Below are 21,862 nucleotides of genomic sequence, written 5' to 3' on the forward strand. Positions count from 1 at the left end.
ATTAACACATAAATGATTGATGAGAAAGACAACTGAACTTGCAAGCAGTCTTTTAGAGAGGAAAATCTTGGCTGAAAATTTTCCAGACCCGCACAAGGAATGACCACTTTTTCCAACCTTTGTTGAAACAAAGGCGGCCGTACCGTTAACACGCTTGAGGAACATGGCTGTTTGCTGTGTTTAAAAATAGGTGGAACCACGAACTTTTCGTCCTAGTATCTGATTAACTATCGGATACTAGGACTTTTTGCTGTGAATCACCACGACTGGCTCTGCCAGAGTGAACGATGAACAGTACTTGGCGAGCGGAGTCGAGCGAAGTATCTATACTAGTGAATCTTCACCTACAAGCAAGTAGAAGTTTCTTTTCAATCATAATTTACTAAAGGAGGCAACAAAAATGTCAATCAATATTACTTTTCCAGATGGCGCAGTCAAAGAATTTGAGACTGGTTCATCAACATTAGACATCGCTAAAAGTATCAGCAATAGTTTAGCTAAAAAAGCATTAGCTGGGAAATTCAATGGTACATTAATAGATCTAGTTCGTCCGATCGAAGAAGATGGAACAATTGAAATCGTAACACCAGATCATGAGGATGCCCTAGGAATTTTACGTCATTCATCTGCCCACTTGATGGCGAATGCATTACGTCGTCTATTTCCAAAAATCAAATTTGGGGTAGGACCAGCAATCGATTCAGGTTTTTATTATGATACAGACAATGGTGAAAATCCTATAACAGCAGAAGATTTACCAGCTATTGAAGCTGAAATGATGAAAATCGTCAAAGAAAATAATCCAATCGTTCGTAAAGTGGTTTCTAAAAATGAAGCGTTAGAATTATTTGCAGATGATCCATATAAAGTTGAATTGATTTCAGAGCTTCCAGAAGAGGAAGTCATCACGGTTTACGATCAAGGTGATTTCGTTGATTTATGTCGTGGTGTTCATGTACCTTCAACTGGACGTATTCAAGTATTCCAATTATTATCAGTTGCGGGTGCGTATTGGAGAGGAAATTCCAACAACCAAATGATGCAACGTATTTACGGAACAGCTTTCTTTGACAAAAAAGATTTGAAAGAATTTATTAAAATGCGTGAAGAAGCCAAAGAACGTGACCATCGTAAATTAGGAAAAGAGCTAGATTTATTTATGCTTAATCCAGATGTTGGTTCAGGTTTGCCATTCTGGTTGCCAAAAGGCGCAACAATTCGTCGCACAATTGAACGTTATATTACAGATAAAGAAATCAGCTTAGGGTATCAACATGTGTATACACCAATCATGGCCAACGTTGAATTTTATAAACGATCAGGTCACTGGGATCACTACCATGAAGATATGTTCCCACCAATGGATATGGGTGATGGCGAAATGTTAGTTCTTCGCCCAATGAACTGTCCACATCACATGATGGTGTATAAAAATGATATCCACAGCTACCGTGAACTACCAATTAGAATCGCAGAATTGGGTATGATGCATCGCTATGAAAAATCTGGTGCATTATCTGGTTTGCAACGTGTTCGTGAAATGACATTGAACGATGGTCATACATTTGTTCGTCCAGATCAAATCAAAGAAGAATTCTTGCGTACATTGAAATTAATGGTAGAAGTCTATGCTGATTTTGACGTGACAGACTATCGCTTCCGTTTGAGTTTAAGAGACCCTAATAATAAAGAGAAATACTTTGATGATGATGCAATGTGGGAAAGATCTCAAACAATGATCAAAGAGGCAGCGGATGAAGCTGGAATCGATTATTTTGAAGCAGAAGGTGAAGCAGCCTTTTACGGACCTAAGCTGGATGTTCAAGTAAAAACTGCATTAGGAATGGAAGAAACACTGTCTACAATTCAAATCGATGCATTATTACCAGAACGTTTTGATTTGACTTATGTAGGAGAAGATGGTGAAAATACACACCGTCCATTAGTTATCCACAGAGGAATCGTTTCAACAATGGAACGTTTTGTAGCATACCTTACAGAAGTTTACAAAGGCGCGTTCCCAACTTGGTTAGCACCAATCCAAGCAACAATTATTCCAGTATCTGCTGAAGCGCATTCGGATTATGCTTATGAAGTGAAACAACGTCTACAAGAGCAAGGGTTACGAATCGAAGTGGATGATCGCAATGAAAAAATGGGTTACAAGATTCGTGCTTCTCAAACACAAAAAATTCCATATCAAATCGTTGTCGGCGATAAAGAGATGGATGATGCAACTGTCAATATTCGTCGTTATGGCAGTAAAGAAACAGAAGTCATCGATTTAAATATTTTTGTGGATAGCATGGTTGCTGATGTAGCAAATTATAGTAGAAAATAATTGGAAAATCAGGTTGGGACAGAAACGTTTAACTCCGAGAAATAAGAAGGAGCTGCTTCTGCCTCTAAGGTTCTCGTTTCACTCCGATCCTCGAAGCATCGAGGACCATTTGCTCCCACCGTTTATTCGGATACTAGGTGTCTGGGATATAACTCGCAGAGTTATGTCTCAGACACATTTTTGTTCAGTAAAAATTAAATATTTTCTTAGTAAGTAGATTCCCTCTATGTTTTTTTGTGTTTTTTCGTTACAATAGAGAAGCGAGACTTTTCTCATATGGAGGATTAATAATAAATGAAAAAAATGAGCTTTTTAGATAAATTAAAAAAAGATAATGAAGAACCAATGACACAAAAAAGTAAGAAATCACATATTCCGTTTCGATTGAACTTATTGTTCTTCGTGATTTTTGGTTTATTTGTAGCATTAATTGTTCGCTTAGGTTATTTACAGATTGCGGAGGGACAGGAGTATGCACAAAAAGCAGAAGAAAATTCCACTTTAAAGATCAAAAGTAGTGCACCCAGAGGTCAGATCTATGATGCAAAAGGGAACTTACTAGCTGGCAATAAAGCAAACCTAGCGATCACATACACACGGGGCAAAAAGGTCCAAACAAAAGATCTAGTACCGATCGCAAACAAAGTGAATGATTTGATTCATGTTCCAGCAGATGAGTTAACAGAACGTGATAAGAAGGATTACTGGTTAGCTGACCCAGAAAATCTGAAAACTGCTCAAAAACGTTTGACTGATAAAGACAAGCAAGATGAAAAAGGCAATAAAATTACAGACGAAGGTACGTTATACACAAAGACAGTAGAAAAAGTAAAACCGGAAGAAATCAACTTTGATGAACATACATTACAAGCTGCAACTATTTTTAAACGGATGAATTCGGTTGGAGAATTAAATACCGCGTTTATCAAAAATGAAGGTGTTACTCAGGATGAAATTGCGATAATCGGTGAACATACTTCAGAGATTTCCGGTGTTTCAACAGGAATGGATTGGGACCGTGAGTATCCAAACGATACAGATTTGACAAGTCTATTAGGGAAAGTATCCTCTCAAAAGGCTGGACTACCTGCAGAAGAAGCAGATGAGTATATTGCAAAAGGGTACGAATTAAATGATCGAGTAGGAACGAGTTATCTAGAAAAACAATATGAAGATATTCTTCAAGGTCACAAAGCAATTTCAGAAGTAACGTTGGATAGCAAAGGAAAAATCGTGACACAAACACCTGTATCAGAAGGCAAAAAAGGTGAGAATTTAAAATTAACGATCGACATGGCTTTTCAGGCGAAAATCGAACAGGTAGTTCGAGAACAATACCAACAACTATTAGGAACAGGAAATGCAAACTATTCCGATGGTGCTTACGTTGTAGTGATGAATCCTAAGACAGGTGCGGTGATGGCAATGGTTGGGCTAAACCGTGATGCTGCGACAAATGAATTGACATCTGATCCAATATATACCATCAATAAAGCTTTTGAACCTGGTTCGGTCGTAAAAGGTGCTACGATTTCTGCAGGTTATGAGCAAGGTGTGATTTCAGGAAATGATGTACTGATTGATGAACCTATTCAAATTTATGGGAGTAAACAAAAAGCCTCTGTTTTTAATAATACGATTGTAGGAAATCAAATTCCACTTAGTGCAGAACAAGCATTAGAGTACTCATCCAATGCTTATATGATGAAATTAGTATTAAAAATGATGAAGATAGATTATCAATACAATATGCAGTTGCCTTACCAAACGGGTGATCCGACTTTATTTAATGTTTTACGTAAAACCTTTGGTGAATATGGTATGGGGGTTTCTACGGGAATCGATTTACCTGGGGAGGGAACTGGGTATACAAATACGGCGTTTGATGATCCTGAGAATGCGCCAATGCCAGGGCATTTACTCGATTTATCTTTTGGTCAGTATGACACATACACCGCAATGCAATTAGCACAATATGCTGCAACAGTAGCAAATGGTGGTACTCGTTATGCGCCACATGTTGTTGAAGGAATTTATGATAACAAATCAGACGGCTCAATAGGTGAATTAAAAGAGCAAATAAAACCGAATGAATTAAATAAAGTCGATATCAGTACTGAACAAATGCAAATCATTCAAAATGGTTTTTATGATGTTGTACACGGAAATGGTGTCTTTACTACAGGGAAGTATATGCAAGGAGCGGCACTTGATATTGCAGCTAAAACAGGTACAGCTGAAACCAACGTAGGAGAACATATTACAGTGAATAGTAACGTAGTAGCTTATGCTCCCTACAATGACCCAGAAATTGCGGTTAGCGTCATTTTACCTCATTTAACTAGTGAAAGTACAAGACCGAACCAATCAATGGTTACAGCAATTGTTAATGCGTATGCTGAATACAAGGCACAATAAGATTTGTAAAGTAGTTTTCCTTTACAAATTTCGTTAAAAGGGTAGAAATTCTTTAATAAACATGATATGATATTTGAGGCTAAGAAATATCTTAGAATTATGAATATAGATATAGGAGGGAAAAGACATGCGCGTAAACATTACTTTAGAATGTACTTCTTGTAAAGAACGTAACTACCTAACAAGCAAAAATAAACGTAACAATCCTGATCGTTTGGAAAAACAAAAATATTGCCCACGTGAAAGAAAAGTTACTTTACACCGTGAAACAAAATAAGGTTTAACTTAAAGCTATGAATCTTTGTCAAACAAAGGAGCATAGCTTTTTTGCTATCGTTAGATAAAAGAAGAGTGGGGCTTGTATTGTAACTAAATTTATTTATAGTGTGGAAAAGAAGAATATTGTTCAAGAATCAAAATTAAGAAAATTTAAAAAAGAATCTTGAAGGTTTCTAATTGATTTCATTTGTGTTACAATTTGGTTACGAAATTGTTGGAGGAGTTATAAAATGAAAAAGTGTTTAGTGGGTATTGGTTTGTTTTTATTCTTTTTTCCTTTAATTTGTTATGCAGAAAACATCGAGGATTCTGCCACTAATTCAAGCTTTGATGCATCAAACGATTTAATGAGTAGATATGCACGTAAGCAAATATTGAATGGAGAAACAACAAGTATTAAGAAGAAGAAAAAACAAATATATTTGGAATTTCCTTTTGATAGTGAACCCTATATGAGCTTTTCAAATTTTGTTTTAGATGGTCCGACTCATGTGTACAGTGGATTTATTGAAACTATTTATTATAGGGATAAAATCAAGATCAAAGATATGTATTACGAAAATAATCCAGTTAAAACAGATAAATTAGGGATTTATTCAACAGATCTTTGCTTTACTTCTGATGATGGGGTCATCTATCATTATAAAAATGTTCCGTATTTAGTTAGTAGCAATCAGTCGACAATATTTTTTTCAGAAGTAAATTTTGATAAGGAAAGTAAAACAATCAATGGTGAAATTAAGATACCAGCATCAAAAAGTCCTTGCCAAATCGACCTTTTTTATACAGATAATGATGAGTACCACTATCAGGGGAGTTCAGTCAATAAAAAGGGTAGATTTAAAATTGAGTTAAACAGAGAAGGTATCGAGGGAAAGATGTACCTTAGAGCAAGTGATGGTCTAGGGAATTATGCCGATGCTTATGATATTAGTAAACAAGGAAGTACACGTTATTCTATTCCAAAAGAATCGTTAAAGGCAATAGAAGAAAGCTATAAGACATCTAAAGATAAGACGAATAAAGATAAGACTGATCGACCGTTGATTCTAAATATCAGTAGCTTGATTATAATTTTAATTCTCATTATTCTGCTATTCTTACGTTTAAGAGTGATTAGAAAAAGACGCAAAAGAAAATAAACTGGTGAACTCAACATATCGGGAGTAAGAATTGATTCTATATGCCAATAGAGTACTGAATAACATTATTTATAAATAGATGGAACGTGTTTATGTTATTGACAAAGTCTATAGATCATCACGAAGTTCAATCAGAAACGACCTTTTAAGGAGAGAATGAAATGAAAATCAGTATTCGCCATAGATATATCAAAAAAATTCCAGTGCTGGAAGTTGTATTAGAAGAAAATAAAAACAGTGTTTTACCTTTAGTTATTTACTATCATGGCTGGCAATCGACAAAAGAATTGTCGCTAACCCAAGCTAGAAAATTAGCTAAAAAAGGAATGAGAGTGATTTTACCTGATGCAATGAATCATGGTGAACGAAAAACTGGTCCAATCTCGCCTATTCCTTCAATCACTTTTTGGTCTAGTATTCAGTACAATATTATTGAATTTACACAGTTAGTACGTCACTTTGATAAACAAAAACTGATTGAAGCTGGAAAAATCGGTGTGGGTGGAGTGTCTATGGGAGGGATTACGACCTGTGCGTTGTTGACTCAACATCCAGAAATTAAAGCAGCAGTTTGTATGATGGGGACACCTGCTCCACAAAAATACATTGAGCGAGTAATGGAGCGAGCAGCTGAAATGAATTTTTTTGTTCCTGAAGATTTACCGTTATTATTAAGTTGGGTAGCTAATTATGATCTTTCTAAGGTTCCTGAAACATTAGGGATGCGTCCTGTTTTATTTTGGCATGGAACAGAAGATCCTAAAATTCCTTATGAGGACATGGCTGACTTTTATCACATGATTGAAGATAAACCTTATGCTGAAAACAGTAAGTTTATTACAGGTGAAGGGGATGGACATTTAGTCAAGGGTGATATGATGGATGTTGTGAGTGAATTTTTTGAAAATGAATTAACCTGATAAATACAATAAATAAGAGAAGCAATCAAATGGAAGAGACTGTTTGATTGCTTATTTGTTTATTCTTTATGTTGGCTAATAATTTTATCAGATTTTGCAGTGACAGAAGCGGTATCAGTTTTTGCTTTTTCCAATTTTTTTACATAGTCTTGCAGGCTTTCTATTTGAGTCGTTGCATCAACTAACTTGCGTTGTGAATCATTGTATTGAACTTGAAGTGTGTTTTTTTCATTGGTTATACTGCTAATTTTTTGGTTTAATAATGCGATTTCTTTATTTTTTGCGTCAACTTCTAATTGCTTAGCGACTTCTTTTTGGTTTCCTTCTTCGATTTTTTGCTGAATCTGAACATCTTTTTGCTGTAGTTCAGTAATTTTTTGTTGAATCTCACCATTTTTACTTGTAACTTGTGATTGTAGTGACGCGATTGTTCCTAGGATTTGGTTTTTATCATTGGTCAGATTGGTTACTTGTGTTCTTAAACTTGCTAATTCAGTCTCGTTTTGGCTTAATTGTCCACTTCTTTGATTAAGTTGTGATTCAAGATCTGTAATTTTTTTCTCTTTTAAGTTTAGCATGTTGTCTAATTGGTCTAGGTTGTTATTGATTTTTTCAATATTTTCTTCACCGCCCCATACGATAACTTTATCTGCAACAGATTTTAAACTAAACAAGGTACACGTGCCAATCAATAAAACGATCCCAATTGTTAATAACGGCTTATTCTTGAATTTGTTTTTCAATTTTTATCTTCTTTCTGTATTCATTATTTGAATTTCTTATAAATAATATGTTTTATTTATAATGTAGTCAAGCTTTTTTTCACTTGAATTGGTCTATTTCATAGTTTGAGTTATATTAATAACAAGACCAGATTATTGCTTGAAATACGTTAGTTTGGAAGTCCACGTTAGGGATAGTTGCTTTATGATTTATTTGTTGAATTTTGTAAGATGATTTTTTAGCAATTAGTAAGATTACATAGCATATTTTAAAAATGATTTATTTTTTTGGGATTGATTTTCTAATGTGTTTTGTAAATAAAATAACTTTAGAATAGGACTAAAAGATTTCTGTGAAATAGATAAAACTGGATTCAGTTGGGTTTGTATCAAATCAAAATAGAAGGAAGACATGACCATTAGTGGGACTTGAGACATTTTTATATAAAAAAGAACAGCAACCGCTGTTCTTTGATTAAAAGGATTAGCATGTCAGAAAGACGATCCTGGTTCTTTTAAAAAGGCAAGCTCTTCAGGTGTTGAAGTTCTTCCTAATAGTTTATTTCGATGTGGATAACGACCGAATCTAACGAGAATATCACGATGTTTTTTTTCAAAAGCTAGATTATTCTCCATGCCTTCTTCATCAAAACATTTTAACGCCTCATCGTGAATGACTAAGGATTCTGAATGCATTAAGGGCATATAAAGAAATGCTCGTTGTTGAGTTGTTAGTTGATCTAAGTCACCGGTTGTCATTGCTTCTTGTGTTAAAACTAACGCCATCCCATCATATGCAAAAGACTGCGGTGTATCTCTAAATAAATTTCGAGAAAATTGATCTAACACAATAATTTCCGCTAACCGCCCCTTGATAGTTGTCCTCCATGCCCATTTTTCTCCTTGTGATACTTGGGTGTGAAGGGTTAAAAACCTCTCTTTAATAAGTGTATCAAATGCTAAATCTTTTTTGAACCACTGGCTAGGGTCACATTCATCAAACCAAAATGCCAATATTTCTTGATATTCCATGGTATACCCTCCAATTTAGAAGTATAATCTCTTCCTTCTATTTTATCATAAGTGTTGACTGAAGGATAAATACACGACAAGAATATTACTTAGGAGATAAAAGTGAAGTGTTATTTTATTTGTAGAAAAAAGAATATTGCCGATTATAAATAAACAAGGTTTAAAATAATCTGGTTCTATTTTGACGAATAAATACAGAATATCCACACCAAAAGTAGGAAATGACCTATTTGATTTTATAAATAAAAAACAAGTGTTTTAATTTCATTATTCAACTGTAAAATAGATCGTGTAATTTTAATCATTTTACGCTATTTTTTAATTCGAATTACAATTCAATTGTTTGAAATAAAATTATTTAGATAGTATTCTTTACACATCGATCATGCATTCTATCGTCATTTTTTTTGTATGGTGCGAAGGGAGGTATTAATATTATAAGAATAACCCCTTTTATAATAATATTAAGGAGGTAATTATGAAAAAGAGTTATCGTTCTACAATTTCGTTAGTAGGGGCTGCGATTTTGTTATCAAGTGCAATCACACCAAGTACACTTTTTTATTTTGGCGAGAAAGGCCAATATGAAGTGAGTGCTTCAGAATCGGCGCAAGCTGCTGATTTAGCCGATGTCAGTATCTTAAAAGGAACGCAGTTGTCGTCAAATAATGGTACTGCCGTAAGTGACGGTGTTAAATTGGAAAAAAATGCAGATTCTACATATAATTTAGACCTTTCATTTAAAGGAACCGCTATTGCTGATGTTGGTCTAGCATCGCCAAAAGTTATCGTTTTTGCACTACCAGAAGAATTACGAGGTAAGATTGATGGACCGATGATGATCAATGCCCATGCTAAATTACTTCCAATCGTGCCAGGGGATGTACCAGTCGTAAAAGATCTAATTTTAAATGTGGGTACTCTTGTAACGAGATTATTAAGTTTAGCAAAACCATTGGGATTAGAATTGGATTCATTGGAAAATGCGTTTAAAGGATTAAATACGCTTCAGGATTTAGGGAGTTATGAAGCAACATTTGAAGGGAAATTATCACCTGATGGCAAGTATGTGATGGTTGATTTCACTGATGGACTAGGGCAATATGTTCGAACAACGTATGCAAAATTGTTTGACCCATTGAAAGAAGCTGTAGATGGGTTAAAATTTTCCGGACTACTGGCTATATTAAATCCAGTACTTAATTTATTGAAACCAGCTGTCAATGGTTTGTTAGATCTTGTAGGTCAAATCGCCAATGGCACATCTGATGTATTGACTCAAGCCTTGCAAGCAAATGTTCTTGGAGATGTGACATTTGATTTTACTGCTAAAGTGTCTGATATTACAGCTGAAAAAGCAAAAATTACTGCAATGGCTGTTAATAAACCAGTTATTGACTTAGCGTTACTCAATACAATCCATGCAAATGGTGATGCAATCAATTTGTATTTCGACAACATTGAAGAAGACCCATTAGCTAAATATTCAGTTTCAAAACCTATTGTTAAAGACATCATAGAAGGCGTAACAAGCCTGAGTGGGAATGTAGAGATTATCCAACCTATTCCGACAGGCGTGACATTTCAAGCAAAAGTCATGTTGCCAGATGGAACAACATTGTCTGGCGTTGTAACGGAAGATGGCACTTTTGTGATTCCATTTAATCACTATGAGCCTAAAGAAAATGATCTATTACAAATAGTGGTAGAAGCCAGTGTGGATAACTATACGAAAAAGAGCGAACCAACAATCAAGCAAGTTATTGCAGATCCATTTTTACGGTATGTTGTTGCAAAACCTGTGGTTAGCGATATTTTAGACGGGATGCCAAGTCTGGATGGACAGGTTAAGCTCAATCAGCCTATTCCACATAATGTCACTTTTACAGCGAAAGTAGAACTGCCAGATGGGACCACTTTGACAGGCGCAGTTGATGACGCTGGGTATTTTATCATTCCATTTGAACGTTATCAACCTCAAGGAAACGATGAGTTAAAGGTAAGAATTGAGGCCAGTGACGGTGAGCGAAGGAAAGTTAGTGATTTGGAAACGAAGCAAGTGATCGTTGATCCTTTGAAATATTATCAGGTTCCGATCCCACAATTTAAAAATGTGAATGAAGGAAGTCAGTATCTTACAGGTTCAATCGAATTAGGAAATATACCAGATGAAACGAAATTATTTGTACAAGTGCAATTTCCTGATGGTTCATTACGGAAAGTCTCAATCGAAAAGGATGGAACTTTTTCAATTTTTGTAGCAGATAAAAATTTAAAAGAAGGTAATCCATTGCGATTAGTTACGCTCGCAGAACATATCCAGTCTTATAAAGGTAAAAACAGTGACAATGTAGTCTTTGCCGTTGGAAAAATTCCATCCTTAGATGGATATGTTGTTCCAACTCCTGTCGTTGTTCCGATTTTTGTTGGTGATACTGCAATCAATGGAACTGTCAAAATCACAAATCCTCCAGAAGGAACGCAATTTATTGTTAGAGTGAGATTTCCAGGGAATATCTATGAAGAGGCACCTGTTAATGGAGATGGCACGTTTACCTTAGACATTTCTAAACGACAATTGGCAGCAGGTACGTCGATTACATTCAATACAACGGCAACACTTGGCAATGAAACAGCAGCAAGCGGGAGAGTAATTGTTTCTGTTGGAGCCAAATAAATAGAAGATTTACCAATAAAGAGAGGGTGTATAAAAATGAAGAGTTCAATGTTTGTTACTACTCGTTCCAAAGTTCTATTATTATCTGTTATTTTTGGTGTCTTATTTGTGGGACAAGCTGCATCGGCTGCGGATATTAATAAGGCAACTGATTTAGATGTTACCTTTACGCCAGGTGCATTAACGTTAGAAGCTGTTTCTACGATTAGTTATGCTTCACAAACTATTTCGGTCAATGATGCGTCTTACATCCCAACAAATCCTGCAGCGATCAATGTTGTTGTTTCAGATGCTAGAGGGACGAATGCTGGTTGGAAACTTAGTGGAAAATTGAATGGGTTTAAAGATAACGCAGCGGCAGCATCTTTACCAAATGCCAGCTTGAATTTTAAAAATACACAAGCAGAAACGAATAGTGATGCAGAAGCTCCTACACCAGTAAATACAGTAAAATTAACTAGCGGAGCTGCTACAGCAACGCCTTTTGCAACAGCTGCAGCAGGTGCTGGCGCTGGTACTTGGACGTTTACTTGGCCAGATGCTGAAAGCAAAGGTGTGACGCTAGATGTACCAGCAGCAATGGCAACACTTGGCAAACATACTTCCACAATTGATTGGACGTTAGCTGATGCGCCGTAGCAACAAAATGTGAGGAGACTGTAGGGCAATGTGCATCAATCAGTGTTGTTCCACACGTTTCATTTGAATTATTAGCGAGAAAAAAGACTTCTTTGGGAGGATTTTTTCTCAGCTTCTTTTTTTTAATAATAAAGGAGTGAGTGAAATGGATGGTTGGCTTAGGTCAAAAAATATGAAGTTATTCTTTTCGATTGGGTTTATTTTTAGTCTATTGATCGCAAAACCAGTTTTAGCACAAGAAAAAAATAATGAAACAAACAGTTTTTACGTACAAGCTATTATTCCGGAAAACCAATTAGATAGGACAAAGTCTTATTTTGAATTGAAAATGTTGCCAGAAGCAGAACAAGAATTGCAAGTGAAACTAGTAAATCCAGAAGCTACACCCATTACTATTTCAATCAACGCAATAAATGCGACGACAACAGAAGAGGGGATGATCGACTATACGTTAAAAGGAATCAAGGATAAAAGTTTGAGCTATCCATTTGAATCGTTGGTCGATGTTATTGAAACAACAATTTCGTTACAACCTTATGAAACAAAAATTGCACGTTTTCACGTAAATATGCCAAAAGAAAAATATGACGGTGTAGTAGTTGGAGGATTGAGATTTACTAAGAATTTACCTGATAATGAGCTAAACAGTAAAGAAGTAACCGTTCAGCAACGATTCCACTATGTTATCGGTGTTGTATTAAACGAAACGGATGAAGCTATCTTACCAGATTATGAGATGGATTCAGTAAATGTAGCAAAATCTAAACAAAGCAATAAAATGGCAGTGATTCATTCGATTCGCAACAAACATTCAGCGATTTCAAAGAAAATGGATGTAAAAATGTCTATTCAAAAAAAGGGAGAGAAGTCTCCGGTGATCAAATTTGAAAAAGAGTCATTGGAAATGGCGCCAAATTCAATGATGGATTTTTCAGTACCGATAAAAAGACAATTACAACCTGGAAGATATAGCAGCATCACTCAAATTGAGCAGGAAGATAAAAAATGGGAATTCACAAATGAATTTGAAATTACAAGAGAGCAATCAAAGTTGATCAATGAAGAAAACAAAGGAGATAAAGTGGCAAGTACCATTCCTTTATGGCTGATCATGATACTAATTTTATTAATTTTGTTAGTTCTAGTTCAAGGGTATATTTTATGGAGAAAGAAACAACAACGTAAATAAAAAGGTCTAAGAAATAACTCAGAATGTTATTTCTTAGACCTTTTAAAATTGACTTAATAGTTTGTTTAGTCCGAATGACGGACTGTTTTGCTACTATTTTAATTTGATTTTAACTTGTGTATTATCGTTAAATTGCGCTTGATATTGGAATTGTTTGTAGCTTGAGCCGCGACCTAATTTATTTAAAATATGAGAGGTGATTGTTTTTTCACTTGCATGTTTTAAATCTAAACCAGCAGTGATACCTTCGATTTTTTCAGCAGCTGCAGTATCTTGTAGTTGTACTTTATTTGATTTATCTTGATATTGTGCCTTGATTGTTCCGTTACTTTTTACTTGATATTCTAATTGAATTTGTTGTCCAGTAGTGTAAGTAACTTGGATCTCTAATTTTTTAAGATCAGATTGTTCCGATATTTCTGGAACTTCAGGTTTTTCAGGTGTTACTGGAACTTCTGGTTCTTTAGGTTCTTCTGGTAATACAGGCGTTCCAGGAACATAGTATGATTGTAAACCAAATTCCGCTTTAACATATCCTTTAGTGATCAAAATAACTTTAAGATGTAAATCATTTTGGTAAGTCATTTTTTGCAATAAGCTGATTGATTTTGAATAATTTCTGCCAAAATCTCTTGCGATCACTACTGCTTGTGATGAAGAATAACCAGCAGCTTCCCATGTACTTGCTTTAACTAGTTTATTGTAAACAGATGATACGTTTGAACTTGTTAATGATAAACCAGTGTACGCTAAGATATCTGCTTTATTAAATAAAGTGATTGTCTTATTGTAGTTTGATTCAACTAGTGTTGCTGCCTCTGCTGAGCTTGACACTACTGACAAGCTAGCTGAACATAAACTGATTGCCAATCCTGCGATCATCATACCTTTAAAAACTTTCATAAAAATACCTCCTCTTTTTTAGCTACTATTTTATGAATAATAAATGACTATATTTTTGTCCAAAAGGAATGAAAAGTAAATGTATATGAGTGATTTATCATAATGTTTGAAATACATATCTTTAAAGTGGTATGTATGAATAAAACTTTAAATAAAAAAAGATTTTAACGATTGAAGTAGAACTAACCCAGTAATTCAATTTAAGAACTAAAGGCTTCTCTCATTTTTTACTTCATTCAGAGAAGCCTTTTTTAAAGCGATGCACTCGTTAAAGAGAGTAGTGTTTAACAAAATTTGTTATCGATATTCATTGTATTTTTGTTATAATAAGGAAGTCGAGATAGCGTAAGAAAGGATCTGTATAAATGAAAAAAGCAAAGATCACTAAAACGGTCAACTTATTAGAAGGCGGTTGTAACGTGTGTGGAATCATTGAAGATGAGAATTATACGTTACTGTTAGATGAACAGGCTATGGCATTAGAAGAATTGACAGTGAATGCTTTAATAACAGCAATCGTATTAAAAAACGGCTATAAGCGCGAGTATGAAATGGATGTTATTGACGATTATACGTTATATAAAAAAGCAGACTATCACGTTACACTTAAAGAAGAGTATAACTTCCTAACGTATTCAAATGATGAAACAAAAATCGAAACAAAAGATCAAATTTTAGATAAAGTGGAATTAACAAAAACAGTAAATGAAATTTTGATTACTCTATTTAAGTTGGAAGAGTTATCGTTTGAGTTCTAGTTGTTTGAATGTAAAAAAGTGGCAAGGACAATAACGCACAGCGCTATGTCCTTACCACTTTTTTGTTAGTCTATTTGAAAAAAAGCTGACATTGAGATTTTTTCAAAACGTTCTTGTGATCCAAAAGCATCTTCATTACGATCATAAACGAGTAACTTGAATTCTTCTGTTTTAGGTATTCGCTCAAATGTTTCAGTTTCTAAGAACAAAACAAATTGTTGGCAAAGCCATTCAAGAACGGTTTCGATGTCATCTGGATCTTCAACCCAGTCATCAAATAAATGAAGCGATGCAAACCGTTGATTTTCGTCCCAATCACGCGCATTGTATTTCATCTCTTCTAATTGAGAAGTGGTGTAGCCTTTCGTTGTATAATACTCGGTTGTTTCTTGCCAAAGATCAATGGTATTGAGGCAAAAGTTTATTTCACCTTCTTCATAAATGTTGCAATCCAAAGCAATTGCATAAAATGTTTCTTCTGTTTGCTCTAATAAAAAATTATCGATGCTATCTGTCAAAAAATTAAAAAAGTATTCCTGTTGTTTTTCTAAAAAGTTATCCATTGTTTTCCTCCAACTACACTATCTTTTAAATATTGAAACAGATAATAAGAGGAATGTCTATCTAAAGTTAAGATTTAAAGTAAAACAGACAATTTTTAAGAAAATGTAAAGATTTATTAGGAAAAAAAGAGTATTATCACGTAAACATTGGGTTAGGAACGATAAATTAAGTAGATACTTGTATAAGTAGTTTCCTTATATAAAATTTAATTTGACTTTGTGATTGGATACGCTTATAGTTTAAACTGAATTAAATACTTGTTAGGTGAGGCTCCTATATAAACACAGGCTGCTGCTCAGAAATGTCGAAAGACAGGTACGGGTAGGACAAATTTCGTCGAATTAAGGCGTTTTTCAAAGTAGCTAAAAGCAATGCTTTTTACGTTATATAGTGCTAAAACTCAACGAAGAGAAGAGTTAGCTAAGTTGAAGATCTATGGCAAGTGTCAGAAATTTAACGAGCAATCTAGTCACTTCGCTGAGTACCCTTGGTGAAGTTTTTTATTATATCCAGAGGAGTAGCTGAGCTGTAGAAAGGAATAACTCATGAAAAAATCTGTAAAAATAGTAATCATTACCGTGTTATCAATTCTTCTTGTGGTTGTAAGTGCTGGTTGTTATGCAGCAATTTCATTCCAAACAGCAAAAGAAGAGAGTGAATCAAAACTCCCCAAAAAGAACCAAAATTTCACGGGTGATGAGCAGACAAGCGATAAAGAATTGACCGTAATGGTTGTTGGAAATGATTCTAGAGATGACGATGAAGATCAAGGCCGTTCAGACACGCTGATGGTCGCCCACTATGATGGCAAAACGAAACAACCCAAATTGATCTCGATCATGAGAGACAGTTATGTAACCTTTCCTGATGGCAGTCAAGACAAGATAAATGCGGCTTATGCATATGGTGGCGCACAAATGACAAAAGACGTTTTAAAGACGAATTTTGATTTACCGATCAATTATTATGTTGTTATGGACTTCAAAGAATTTAGTGACATTATTGATGAACTTTATCCCAAAGGGGTTACAATTGATGCTGAGAAGGATATCAATTTGGATGGTGTAGATATCTTAAAAAGAAAACAAACCTTGCATGGCAATAGTCTATTACAATATGCTCGTTTTAGAATGGATGAAGAAGGTGATTTTGGCCGGATCAGACGTCAGCAACAAGTGATGGATGCGTTAGTTGAACAATCTAAAGATTTGATTCCTGTTTGGGAATTACCTCAGGTAGCGGGAAAAATGGTTGGAAAAATCGATACAAATGTCCCAACGAGTTTATTGATTGATTTAGCAAAAGATTTTCTTTCTGGAAAAGTGAAACCGTTAGAGTCACTTTCAGTTCCCGTAGAAGGAACATGGAACTTCAACGATTATACTGAATCTGGGAGTGTGATTGAACTAGATGAACCCAAAAATGCTGAAGCAATCAAAGCATTTATGAAAGATAAATAAAACCTGATTTATGATCTGTCTGTTCAGTTTATACTGAGCAAGCAGATCTTTTTTTATAAAGTACAGATAAATCAGCTTATTTGTATGCGTTAAGATCAGGCTTGTGCTATCCTTTAAGAAAACGGTTTTTTAGAAGGAAGGTCTTAGCTTGAAAGTCGTGATCATTGGTGCTTCATTTGCTGGGGTATCCGCTGCATTTGCTATCAGAAAGAAACACCCGACAGCTGAAATTCATTTAATTGATAAACAACAAACAATTGGCTATTTACCAGGTGGTATCAACCTTTATTTCGATAAAACAATCGGTCCAATCGACACAGCCCAGTTTGTCTCAGAACAACAACTGGCCGACAAGAATATTTCATTATTATTAAATGCCAAAGTGATCGGTATGGATTCAAAACAACACGTCATCAAATATGAGAAGCAAAAAGGTGAGTTCTTACTCTCGTTTGATAAATTGATTTTAGCGACGGGATCTAGCCAATGGTCACAAAAAATCACTGGTAGTGATTCCGAAAAAGTACTAAAATACAAGTTTTTACCAGGAGTCAAGGAAGCAATCAAACGCATAGAAGATAGTGAGAAAGTCGCGTTGATTGGCGGAGGACAGATTGGTGGAGAAGCAGCAGAAACGTTATTGAAAATGAACAAGGAAGTGCATCTTTTTGAGCGCATGGATTATTTATTATTCAAGTATTTTGATGAAGAAATGATTCGACCAGTGCAAGAGGAGATGAGTGCTCGTGGCGTTATCTTTCACTTTGATGAAACGGTAGAAAAAATCACCGATATGGATGAGGGCCTTTTAATTGAAACCAAGCAATCTAACTTGTTATGTGATAGTGCTATTTTTGCAATGAATGTTCGACCAAATTTACAGTATCTTGATGAACATATTCGAAGACATACAGACCAAACTGTTTTGGTGGATCAGTATTTGCAAACATCCCAAAAAGATATTTTTGCTATTGGGGATTGTATACAAGTGCCTTATAGTTTGTCAAAGGAATCATTTTATATTCCTTTAGTGAATAATGCCGTCAGAACGGGATTGGTCGTAGCGCAAAATCTTGTAGAACCAACAACACCATTTGCTGGTTCGATTCGTACGATCGGCACTCGACTTGTCGATCACTATATAGCGAGTACAGGTTTGACTGAAGCGGAAGGGCTATTTTATGATCAGCCAATTTCTGTTGCTCATGTTCAGCAACAAAGCTCACTATTTTCTCGTGGAGAAAAAATTCATGGAAAAATTATTTTTGAAAAAGAGAGCCACAAACTACTGGGTGCACAATTAGTTTCAAAAGCGGATATTCTTGAAAAAATCAATACTTTAGCACTAGGGATTCAAACGGGTCAAACATTAGAGGAATTTTATCAAAAAGATTTTTTATACCATCCTTATTATTCCAACGTGATAGATATCACGAACCAGTTAGGTTTTGAAGGTTTGTGGAGTGAAGCGTATGAAGATTGAGGGATTGTTAGATAAAAAAGAAGCAAGAGAAGTTGGCATTTTAAAGAAAGTAATCTTGGCAGGCGGTCGAATCAATGATACTGAATTATTAGATTATTTAGGTGTTTCAAAGGCTTCATTTGAAAGTGATTTAAAAGAATTAGGCTATTATTTAAAGCCGTATGAAAAAGACTGCTCGCTTTTTTATGATGGACAATGGGTCGCGATCCATATGTCTGATCAGTTTTCTATTAATAAGGTTTTAGATGACTATGTTCGCGCGTCAGTTAAGTTTCAATTGATTGATTATTTGTTTCACTACAGAGATTTTACAATCGCTCAGTTGACAACAAAATTTATGATCAGCGAGTCATCTTTATTTCGGAAAATCAAAGAGCTGAATGTATTATTGAAAGAGTTTGATCTTAAAATTCGGAATGGTCAATTAAAAGGTGAAGAGCTGCAAATTCGCTATTTTTACTTTCAAATATATTGGTTTTTAACGCCGTATGAAACCCATCAGGAAAAAACAATGACACTTCAAAATTCGCGAATCATCGACGCATTGGAAAAAGCGCTGTCTCTTTCTTTTGAGGAACATGCGAAATTGAAAATCAGTTTATGGCTGACCATCAGCAAAAAAAGAATCGTCATTCAGCCAAAGCAGTTTAAAGGATTGTACAATAAGAGCCAAGTGTATGAACAAGATCCTCTTTTTAAAACATTACGTTCTTTTGTTATCCGATTTTTAAGCCGTTACCCTCTTGAAATTGATGAAGAAGAGAGTTTTCTACATTTTATTTTTTTAACAAGCATGTCTGTTTTAACAGAGGTGGATTTTGCTAGTTATAACTTGATACGAGGTCGACGCACACCAACGTCTTTGGCAGACACTTTTGTGTTAGAACATGTCATTTTATATTATCGTCCACAGAAATTTTTCCCAGATTTGGAGAAAAAAATCCTCTATTATTTTTCCCAAATTCATAGTCGACTGTATTTTTTCAAAGGGGAGTTAGAATTATTTGACCGAGAGAATATTTGGCAAAAAGAACAAAATCTGTCCAGTCATCAGTTGGCTGATTTTTCTCGTGTTCTTTTAGATAGAAGCTTAGAATGTTTCGCTGAATGCTATGAAGTGGGGAATAGCTTGCATGAATGGTCTTTAGTAAAGTATCTAAGCGTATTGGCGATTATTGATTTTGAAATCGTTGGTGAGACACGAATCGGTATCGATTTGAAGATGGATCATTTATATAAAGAAGTAATGACACAAGTGTTAGTTTTAAGTTTAAAAAATCTGAATGGTTTAACGATTGAAACGTATGATCCAAAAAAGAACTATGATTTGATGATCACAAATATCATGAAGCCAACTGTTTATCGTTCTGTAAAAGAAGTTTATGTATTGTCAGAGTTAGGGTCAACGTATGATATCAATCAAATTAGGCTGAAGATTAGAACGTTATATAAAAAAAGATGAAGTGAACAGAAAAGGATGAGAACAAAACGATTTATATTGTTTTGTTCTTAGCCTTTTCCTTGATGTAGCAAGGGATTTGTTAAAAACTTTCAATTATTTTTGAAAATAAAAAAAAGATGACGTTTTTAGAAAACAATTTACGATTATTATAAATACATAAAATATAAAGCGTTTTCAAAGAGGTGCTTTGTCACTATGTATTATCTAGCTTCGCTGGCTAGCTCTTCGGAAAAAAGATAAATTCTAAATGAGGCAAAAAGCACCTCAGTTAGAATTTCCTATTTTTCTGTCAGAGCTGGACGAGCCCGCTACGCTTTTAATGTTATCTAGCTACGCTTTTAAAATAAGGAGGAAACAACAATGACAGAACAAAAGTACATCATGGCAATCGATCAAGGAACAACAAGCTCTAGAGCAATTATTTTTGATAAGAAAGGGAATAATATCGGGAGTTCGCAAAAAGAGTTTACACAAATTTTTCCAAAAGCTGGTTGGGTAGAACATAATGCAAATGAGATTTGGAATTCAGTGCAATCTGTTATTGCAGGTGCTTTGATCGAATCTGGCGTTAAACCTTCAGACATTGCTGGGATCGGGATTACCAATCAACGTGAAACAACAGTTGTTTGGGATAAACAAACAGGCTTACCAATTTATAACGCAATTGTTTGGCAGTCTCGTCAATCCTCTCCAATCGCTGATCAATTAAAAGAAGATGGATATGGGGAAAAGATCCACGAAAAAACAGGTTTAATTGTTGATGCATACTTTTCAGCAACGAAGATTCGTTGGATATTAGATCATGTGGAAGGTGCACAAGAACGTGCTGAAAAAGGTGAATTGTTGTTTGGTACGATTGATTCTTGGCTAGTTTGGAAATTAACGGGTGGAGAAACCCATGTAACGGATTATTCTAATGCAAGCCGTACTATGTTATTCAATATTCATGAGTTAGATTGGGATCAAGATATCTTAGATATTTTAAATATACCGCGTGTGATGTTACCAAAAGCAACGTCTAATTCAGAAGTATATGGATTAACGAAAAATTATCATTTTTACGGCAGTGAAATCCCGATTTCAGGTATGGCAGGTGACCAACAAGCCGCATTATTTGGACAAATGGCCTTTGAACCCGGTATGGTCAAAAATACCTATGGCACAGGTTCATTTATTGTGATGAATACAGGGGAAAAACCGCAACTTTCTGATAATAACCTACTAACAACGATTGGGTACGGGATCAATGGAAAAGTATACTATGCGTTGGAAGGAAGTATTTTTGTTGCTGGTTCAGCGATTCAATGGTTACGTGACGGTTTGAAGATGATTCAAACAGCAGCAGAATCAGAGGCTGTAGCAAACGAATCGCATAATAAAAATGAAGTGTATGTTGTGCCTGCTTTTACGGGTCTAGGTGCACCATATTGGGATTCTGATGCACGAGGTGCTGTATTTGGTTTAACGAGAGGAACAACAAGAGAAGATTTTGTAAAAGCAACATTACAATCAGTGGCTTATCAAGTGCGGGATATCATTGACACAATGCAAAAAGATACGGGGATCGATATCCCAATCTTAAAAGTAGATGGCGGAGCGGCTAACAATGATTTATTGATGCAATTCCAAGCAGATATTTTAAATACCTCTGTTCAAAAAGCGCAAAACTTGGAAACAACAGCCTTAGGTGCAGCCTTTTTAGCAGGATTAGCAGTTGGTTTTTGGAAAGATTTAGATGAGCTAAAAGAGTTTTACGAAGATGGGCAAGTGTTTGAAGCAAAAATGTCTGATGAAGAACGTGATGATTTATATGAAGGCTGGCAACAAGCAGTCGCTGCCACACAAATGTTCAAACATAAATCAAAATAAAGGA

At 35.1% G+C, this 21,862-nt stretch carries 17 protein-coding genes and 1 riboswitch; of the genes, 13 read left to right on the forward strand and 4 right to left on the reverse strand.

The features are described 5' to 3' along the window. Positions 1-400 precede the first annotated feature (400 nt). From thrS to I586_RS06875, 5 genes are all read left to right on the forward strand, one after another. Positions 401-2,341: a threonine--tRNA ligase gene (gene thrS / locus I586_RS06855; RefSeq protein ID WP_010765876.1), complete on the forward strand. Its 1,941-nt coding sequence runs from the start codon at positions 401-403 to the stop codon at positions 2,339-2,341. Between the two features lie 294 nt (positions 2,342-2,635). Continuing rightward, positions 2,636-4,759, forward strand: a complete 2,124-nt coding sequence (locus tag I586_RS06860) for a penicillin-binding transpeptidase domain-containing protein (protein WP_010765875.1) — start codon at positions 2,636-2,638, stop codon at positions 4,757-4,759. Positions 4,760-4,886: 127 nt separating this feature from the next. After that, positions 4,887-5,036, forward strand: coding sequence for a 50S ribosomal protein L33 (gene rpmG / locus I586_RS06865; protein WP_002296119.1), 150 nt, complete (start codon positions 4,887-4,889; stop codon positions 5,034-5,036). 232 nt (positions 5,037-5,268) lie between these two features. Continuing rightward, entirely contained in the window at positions 5,269-6,180 is a 912-nt protein-coding gene (locus I586_RS06870) for a hypothetical protein (protein ID WP_010765874.1), read from the forward strand. Positions 6,181-6,341: 161 nt separating this feature from the next. Continuing rightward, positions 6,342-7,100: an alpha/beta fold hydrolase gene (locus I586_RS06875; protein WP_010765873.1), complete on the forward strand. Its 759-nt coding sequence runs from the start codon at positions 6,342-6,344 to the stop codon at positions 7,098-7,100. Positions 7,101-7,159: 59 nt separating this feature from the next. Here I586_RS06875 and I586_RS06880 read toward each other — a convergent pair whose 3' ends face one another. Both I586_RS06880 and I586_RS06885 read right to left on the reverse strand, forming a co-directional pair. Next, positions 7,160-7,843, reverse strand: a complete 684-nt coding sequence (locus tag I586_RS06880; protein ID WP_010765872.1) for a GumC domain-containing protein — start codon at positions 7,841-7,843, stop codon at positions 7,160-7,162. 471 nt (positions 7,844-8,314) lie between these two features. Beyond that, positions 8,315-8,854: a DUF924 family protein gene (locus tag I586_RS06885; protein WP_010765871.1), complete on the reverse strand. Its 540-nt coding sequence runs from the start codon at positions 8,852-8,854 to the stop codon at positions 8,315-8,317. Between the two features lie 478 nt (positions 8,855-9,332). On the opposite strand from I586_RS06885, the gene I586_RS06890 reads away from it, so the two are divergent. The 3 genes from I586_RS06890 (at position 9,333) to I586_RS06900 (ending at position 13,359) form a co-directional block, all read left to right on the forward strand. Further along, positions 9,333-11,531 (forward strand): adhesive domain-containing protein, encoded by a 2,199-nt coding sequence (locus tag I586_RS06890; protein ID WP_010765870.1) that lies wholly within the window; start codon positions 9,333-9,335, stop codon positions 11,529-11,531. Between the two features lie 36 nt (positions 11,532-11,567). Then, complete coding sequence (locus I586_RS06895) at positions 11,568-12,170, forward strand: WxL domain-containing protein (protein WP_010765869.1); 603 nt, start codon at positions 11,568-11,570, stop codon at positions 12,168-12,170. Between the two features lie 145 nt (positions 12,171-12,315). Beyond that, on the forward strand, positions 12,316-13,359 hold the full coding sequence (locus I586_RS06900) for a WxLIP family cell surface protein (protein ID WP_010765868.1): 1,044 nt from the start codon (positions 12,316-12,318) through the stop codon (positions 13,357-13,359). 93 nt (positions 13,360-13,452) lie between these two features. On the opposite strand, the gene I586_RS06905 is transcribed toward I586_RS06900, so the two are convergent. Next, complete coding sequence (locus I586_RS06905) at positions 13,453-14,262, reverse strand: YusW family protein (protein ID WP_010765867.1); 810 nt, start codon at positions 14,260-14,262, stop codon at positions 13,453-13,455. Between the two features lie 365 nt (positions 14,263-14,627). Between I586_RS06905 and I586_RS06910 the strand changes: the two genes are divergently transcribed. Further along, positions 14,628-15,020 (forward strand): DUF4809 family protein, encoded by a 393-nt coding sequence (locus I586_RS06910; protein WP_010765866.1) that lies wholly within the window; start codon positions 14,628-14,630, stop codon positions 15,018-15,020. Between the two features lie 65 nt (positions 15,021-15,085). On the opposite strand, the gene I586_RS06915 is transcribed toward I586_RS06910, so the two are convergent. After that, positions 15,086-15,583: a hypothetical protein gene (locus I586_RS06915; protein WP_010765865.1), complete on the reverse strand. Its 498-nt coding sequence runs from the start codon at positions 15,581-15,583 to the stop codon at positions 15,086-15,088. 250 nt (positions 15,584-15,833) lie between these two features. Further along, positions 15,834-16,002: riboswitch (M-box (ykoK) riboswitch) on the forward strand. A gap of 127 nt (positions 16,003-16,129) precedes the next feature. On the opposite strand from I586_RS06915, the gene I586_RS06920 reads away from it, so the two are divergent. The 4 genes from I586_RS06920 to glpK all read left to right on the forward strand — a co-directional run bounded on the left by I586_RS06920 (position 16,130) and on the right by glpK (position 21,858). Continuing rightward, positions 16,130-17,044, forward strand: coding sequence for an LCP family protein (locus tag I586_RS06920; RefSeq protein ID WP_010765864.1), 915 nt, complete (start codon positions 16,130-16,132; stop codon positions 17,042-17,044). A gap of 157 nt (positions 17,045-17,201) precedes the next feature. Further along, complete coding sequence (locus I586_RS06925; RefSeq protein WP_244147877.1) at positions 17,202-18,527, forward strand: FAD-dependent oxidoreductase; 1,326 nt, start codon at positions 17,202-17,204, stop codon at positions 18,525-18,527. Next, entirely contained in the window at positions 18,517-19,989 is a 1,473-nt protein-coding gene (locus tag I586_RS06930; RefSeq protein ID WP_010765862.1) for an AcpB/EbpR/MafR family transcriptional regulator, read from the forward strand. Before I586_RS06925 ends, I586_RS06930 begins: the two co-directional genes overlap by 11 nt. A gap of 360 nt (positions 19,990-20,349) precedes the next feature. Beyond that, positions 20,350-21,858, forward strand: a complete 1,509-nt coding sequence (gene glpK, locus I586_RS06935; protein WP_010765861.1) for a glycerol kinase GlpK — start codon at positions 20,350-20,352, stop codon at positions 21,856-21,858. Positions 21,859-21,862: the final 4 nt, after the last annotated feature.

Origin of the sequence: Enterococcus moraviensis ATCC BAA-383 (assembly GCF_000407445.1) — a bacterium.
Lineage (GTDB): Bacteria > Bacillota > Bacilli > Lactobacillales > Enterococcaceae > Enterococcus_L > Enterococcus_L moraviensis.